Origin of the sequence: Xanthomonas sp. SHU 199 (assembly GCF_000364665.1) — a bacterium.
GTDB classification, from domain to species: Bacteria; Pseudomonadota; Gammaproteobacteria; order Xanthomonadales; family Xanthomonadaceae; genus Xanthomonas_A; species Xanthomonas_A sontii.
The window spans coordinates 1-5,669 of record NZ_AQOI01000315.1 but is presented as its reverse complement, the minus strand read 5'-3'; the positions used below and the strand labels follow the sequence as shown (position 1 = coordinate 5,669).

General features: G+C 70.9%; 4 protein-coding genes. All 4 read left to right on the top strand.

Annotated elements, in window-relative coordinates:
- The first annotated feature begins 47 nt into the window (after positions 1 to 47).
- Positions 48 to 1,346 (top strand): SGNH/GDSL hydrolase family protein, encoded by a 1,299-nt coding sequence (locus D183_RS0111290; protein WP_017909083.1) that lies wholly within the window; start codon positions 48 to 50, stop codon positions 1,344 to 1,346.
- 46 nt (positions 1,347 to 1,392) lie between these two features.
- Positions 1,393 to 2,427, top strand: coding sequence for an aldo/keto reductase (locus D183_RS0111285; protein WP_017909082.1), 1,035 nt, complete (start codon positions 1,393 to 1,395; stop codon positions 2,425 to 2,427).
- Between the two features lie 42 nt (positions 2,428 to 2,469).
- A complete protein-coding gene (locus D183_RS0111280) occupies positions 2,470 to 3,492 on the top strand; it encodes a zinc-binding alcohol dehydrogenase family protein (protein ID WP_017909081.1) in 1,023 nt (340 codons plus the stop codon).
- Between the two features lie 488 nt (positions 3,493 to 3,980).
- A partial coding sequence (locus D183_RS0111275; RefSeq protein WP_017909080.1) for an oxidoreductase occupies positions 3,981 to 5,669 on the top strand: 1,689 nt, incomplete at its 3' end.

Sequence of the window (5,669 nt, the reverse complement as noted above, 5' to 3'; positions counted from 1 at the left end):
CCCCCCGCCGCCAGTCACGGCGCGGGTTGCGCCGCCGGCGGTGCGGCATGAGCCGTCCGATGGCGACGGTCGCGCTGGCGACGGCGCTGCTGGGCACCCTCGCGCTGCCGGCCGACGCGGCGCCACGCGACTGGGTCGCGACCTGGCAGGCCAGCCCGCAACCACTGTGGGCCGCGAACTTCCCGTTCCCGACGCAGACGCCGTTCCACCTGTGGCGGCAGACCGTGCGCCAGGTGGCGCGGGTGAGCCTCGGCGGCAACGAGGTGCGGGTGGAACTGAGCAACGCCTATGGCGATGCGCCGTTGCACATCGGCGCCGCCTCGCTGGCGCTGGCCGGCGACGGCGCTGCGACCCTGCCCGGCTCGCAGCGGCCGCTGCGCTTCGGCGGCAAGACCGAGGTGACCGTGCCGCCGGGCGCGCCGGTGCTCAGCGACCCGGTGGCGCTGAGCGTGCCGGACCTGGCCCGGCTCAGCATCAGCCTGTACCTGCCGCAGCCGACCGCGCCGTCCACCTTCCACTGGGAGGGCCTGCAAAGCGCCTGGCTGGCCCCGGGCGACCGCACCGCCGACGCCACGCTGGCCGATGCCACGGCGCTGCCGGTACGGCTGTTCGTCAGCGGCATTCAGGTGCGCCGTGCCGATGCCATCGGCGCGGTGGTGGCGCTGGGCGATTCGATCACCGACGGCGCCGCCTCGACGCCCGGGCAGGACCGGCGCTGGCCGGACCAGTTAGCCACGCGGCTGGCCGCGCAGCGGGTGGCGGTGCTCAACGCGGGCATCTCCGGCGGGCGCGTGCTGCGCGACCGCATGGGCCAGAACGCGCTGGCGCGGCTGGATCGCGACGTGCTGGCGCAGCCCGGCGTGCACACCGTGATCCTGCTGATGGGCATCAACGACATCAGTTGGTACGGCACGCCGTTCGCGCCGGACGATGCGCCGGTGCCGGCCGAGGACCTGATCGCCGGCTACCGGCAGGTGCTGCAGCGCGCGCAGGCGCGCGGCCTGCGGGTGATCGGCGCCACCCTTACCCCGTTCGAGGGCGCGCTGCCGGACTCGCCGATCCCCGCCTACTACAGCCCGCAGAAGGAGGCCGTGCGCCAGCAGGTCAATGCCTGGCTGCGCGCCGGCAATGGCTTCGACGCGATCCTGGATGTCGACGCCCTGCTGCGCGACCCCGCGCACCCGGCGCGGATGCGGTCGGAATTCGACTCGGGCGATCACCTGCATCCCGGCGATGCCGGCTACGCGGCCATGGCCGAGGCCGCCGCGCAGTTGCTCGGCGCCACCGCAGCCGCTTCCACCTCCGCTGCGACCGACGCCGTCGACACCGACGCCGCGGCGCGCTGACGCCTTCTCTCCCCTCCCTTCCTCCTTCCCTCATCAGGAGTTCTCCATGGAATACCGTCATCTCGGCGCATCCGGCTTCAAGGTTCCCGTGCTCAGCTTCGGCACCGGCACCTTCGCCGGCACCGATCCGTTCTTCGCCACCTGGGGCAATTCGGACGTGGATCAGGCCCGGCGCCTGATCGACATCTGCCTGGAAGCCGGCGTCACCCTGTTCGACAGCGCCGACGTCTATTCCGGCGGCGCCGCCGAATCGGTGCTGGGCGCGGCGATCAAGGGCCGCCGCGACCAGGTGCTGCTCTCGACCAAGGCCGGCTTCCGCTTCGACCGGGCCGCAGCCAACAGTGTCGGTTCCTCGCGCTTCCACCTGGTGCGCGCGGTGGAAGCGGCGCTGACCCGCCTGGGCACCGACTACCTCGACCTGTTCCAGTTGCACGGCTTCGACGCGCACACGCCGGTGGAGGAAACCCTGTCCACGCTCGACGACCTGGTGCGTGCCGGCAAGATCCGCTACCTGGGCGTGTCCAACTTCTCCGGCTGGCACTTGATGAAGTCGCTGGCGGCGGCCGACCGCCACGGCTGGTCGCGCTATGTCGCGCACCAGGCCTATTACTCGCTGATCGGGCGCGACTACGAGGAGGAACTGATGCCGCTGGGCCTGGACCAGGGCGTGGGCGCGCTGGTGTGGAGCCCGCTGGGCTGGGGCCGGCTGACCGGCAAGCTGCGCCGCGGCCAGCCGCTGCCGGAGAACAGCCGCCTGCACGACAAGGCGGTCACCGAGGCCGGCCCGCCGGCGGAGGAAGAGCGCCTGTACCGGGTGATCGACGCCCTGGAAGCCATCGCCGCCGAAACCGGCCGCAGCGTGCCGCAGATCGCACTGAATTGGCTGTTGCAGCGACCGACGGTCAGCAGCGTGATCATTGGCGCACGGACCGAAGACCAGTTGCGGCAGAATCTGGGGGCGGTCGGCTGGACCCTCGATGCCGCCCACGTGCAACAGCTGGATGCGGCCAGCGCGGCGGTACCGGCGTATCCGTACTGGCACCAGCGCGGCTTCGCCGAGCGCAACCCGCGGCCGGTCTGAGCCGCGGCCGTGCCCTCCTTTCCTTCACGTCCAGGAGCCTCCATGAAAGCGGTCGCCACCCTCCATCCCCTGCCGATCGACGATCCGCAGTCGCTGCACGACCTCGACCTGCCGACGCCCCCCGCGCCCGCCGGCCACGACCTGCTGGTGCGGGTGGAGGCGGTGTCGGTCAATCCGGTGGACACCAAGGTCCGCGCCAAGGGCGCAAGCGACGGCCAGCCCAAGGTGCTGGGCTACGACGCCGCCGGCGTGGTCGAGGCGGTCGGGCCCGAGGTCGACGGTTTCGAGCCGGGCGACGAGGTCTACTACGCCGGCGACATCACCCGTGCCGGCAGCAACGCGCAGTACCAACTGGTGGATGCGCGCATCGTCGCGCGCAAGCCGGCCACGCTGGACTTCGCCCAGGCCGCGGCGCTGCCGCTGACCACACTGACCGCCTGGGAACTTCTGTTCCAGCGCATGCCGTTCGACTTCGACGACGAACACAACCGCGGCCGCCGCCTGCTGGTGATCGGCGGCGCCGGCGGGGTCGGCTCGATCGCGATCCAGTTGGCGCGGCATGCCGGCTTCGAGGTGATCGCCACCGCCTCGCGGCCGCAGACCCGCGACTGGTGCCTGCAACTCGGCGCGCACCACGTGATCGACCATCGCCAGGAGCTGGCGCCGCAGCTGCAGGCACTGGGCATCGACCAGGTGGACGCCGCGTTGAACCTGGCCGACACCGACCGCTACTGGCAGGCGCTGGGCGAGCTGCTGGCGCCGCAGGGCCACGTCGGGCTGATCGTCGAGCCGAGCGGTCCACTGCACATCGGCGACCCGTACAAGGCCAAGTGCATCGGCATCCACTGGGAAATGATGTTCGCACGCGCCCGGTTCCGCACAGACGACATGATCGAACAGCACCGCATCCTGGCACGCACCGCCAGCCTAGTGGACGCCGGCGAACTGCGCACCACCCTGACCGAGACCCTGACCCCGATCAACGCCACCACCCTGCGCGAGGCGCACCGCCGCCTGGAATCGGGCAGCACCATCGGCAAACTGGCCCTGGTCGGCTGGGGCTGAGCGGGCGGCGCAGCGATCGAAACATTGGCGCTATCGCCCCGTCGACCGTAACCGCTCCCGCTCCTGCTCCCGCTGTTGCTGTTGCTGTGCTTTCGCTTTGCTTTTGATCTACCGGGTCCCCTCGGCGCGGCAGCCACGGCGGGCGAATACCCGAAGGGCGACGCGCAGGATGCGCGTCGTTTTCCGCCGGCACATGGATGTGCCGTCGGAAAATGCCCGACGTGGCTGCGAACCTGGAGCGCGTTAGCGCGGAAGGCGCGCTGCGGGGTGTGCTTTCTTTTGGTTACTTTTCTTTGCACAAGCAAAGAAAAGTGACCCGCGCCAGCGGAAGCTGTTGCCGTTGCTCTGCTTCGAAAGCTCCAAGCTTCAAAAATACCAGCACCAGAACCAGGGCAAACGTCCACATCGACGTGAAAGCATCGCCCTACTTGCCGCCAGCCCGGTTTCACGGCACCCTGCGCCCTTCCGTACGCCTGCGTATCCACGCCATGTCGCCCGCCCCCGGCCAGCCCGACCCCACCCCCACCGCCTACCCGCACCTGTTCGCCCCGCTGGGCCTGGGCTTCACCCAGCTGCGCAACCGCATCCTGATGGGCTCCATGCACACCGGCCTGGAAGACCGCGCCCGCGACTTCCCCAAACTGGCCGCGTACTTCGCCGAACGCGCCGCCGGCGGCGTCGGCCTGATCGTCACCGGCGGCTTCGCACCGAACGTGGTCGGCTGGCTGAAACCGTTTGGCGGCAAGCTGTCCTGGCCATGGGAAGTGCGCCCGCACCGGCAGGTGACCGCCGCGGTGCACGCGCATGGCGCCAAGATCTGCCTGCAACTGCTGCACGCCGGGCGCTACGCCTACCACCCCCTGTCGGTGGCGCCGTCGAAGCTCAAGGCGCCGATCAACCCGTTCACCCCGCGCGCACTGTCGGCGCGCGGCGTCGAACGCCAGATCGACGCCTACGCGCACGCCGCCAGGCTCGCCCGCGAGGCCGGCTACGACGGCGTCGAGGTGATGGGCTCGGAAGGCTATCTGATCAACGAGTTCATCGCCCCGCGCAGCAACCGCCGCGATGACGCCTGGGGCGGCGATGCGGCCAAGCGCATGCGCTTTGCGGTGGAGATCGTGCGCCGCATCCGCGCCGCCTGCGGACCGGACTTCATCATCGTCTACCGGCTGTCGCTGGTGGACCTGGTCGAGGACGGCAGCGACTGGCAGGAGATCGTGCTGCAGGCGCAGGCGATCGAGGCCGCCGGCGCGACCCTCATCAACTCCGGCATCGGCTGGCACGAAGCACGCGTGCCGACCATCGCCACCTCGGTGCCGCGCGCGGCGTTCGCGGCGGTGACCGCCAAGCTCAAGCCGCACGTGCGGCTGCCGCTGATCGCCACCAACCGCATCAACATGCCCGACGTGGCCGAGCGCATCCTGGCCGGCGGCGGCGCCGACATGGTGTCGCTGGCGCGGCCGCTGCTGGCCGACCCGGAATGGGCGAACAAGGCGCAGCGCGGCCAGGCGCAGGCGATCAACACCTGCATCGCCTGCAACCAGGCCTGCCTGGACCACGTGTTCGAGAACAAGACCGCCAGCTGCCTGGTCAATCCGCGCGCGGCCGCCGAGACCGAACTGAACTACCTGCCGACCCGCGCGCCCAAGCGCATCGCCGTGGTCGGCGCCGGCCCGGCCGGTCTGGCCTGCGCGACCGTGGCCGCACAGCGCGGCCACCGCGTCACCCTGTTCGACAGCGCCAGCGAGATCGGCGGCCAGTTCAACGTGGCCAAGCGCATTCCCGGCAAGGAGGAATTCCACGAGACGCTGCGCTACTTCCGCCACCAGATCGACGCCACCGGCGTGGAACTGCGCCTGCACACCACCGCCGATGCGGCACTGCTGGCCGACTTCGACGAGGTGGTGCTGGCCACCGGTATCGTGCCGCGCGCGGTGGACTTCCCCGGCGCCGACCATCCCAGCGTGGTCAGCTATCTGGACGTGCTGCAGGGCCGGGTACAGGCGGCGGACAAGGTGGCGATCATCGGCGCCGGCGGCATCGGCTTCGATGTCGGCGAGTTCCTGGTGCACGCCGGCGAGTCGACCGCGCTGGACCCGGCGCGGTGGATGGCCGAATGGGGCGTGGACCCGCAGTTCGAAGGCCGCGGCGCGCTGTGCAAGCCGCGCCCGGAGCCG

What these genes read in the sequence shown, in the direction of transcription:
- D183_RS0111285 (WP_017909082.1), top strand. Translation starts at nt 1,393, where the DNA reads ATGGAATACCGTCATCTCGGCGCATCCGGCTTCAAGGTTCCCGTGCTC.
- D183_RS0111290 (WP_017909083.1), top strand. Translation starts at nt 48, where the DNA reads ATGAGCCGTCCGATGGCGACGGTCGCGCTGGCGACGGCGCTGCTGGGC.
- D183_RS0111280 (WP_017909081.1), top strand. Translation starts at nt 2,470, where the DNA reads ATGAAAGCGGTCGCCACCCTCCATCCCCTGCCGATCGACGATCCGCAG.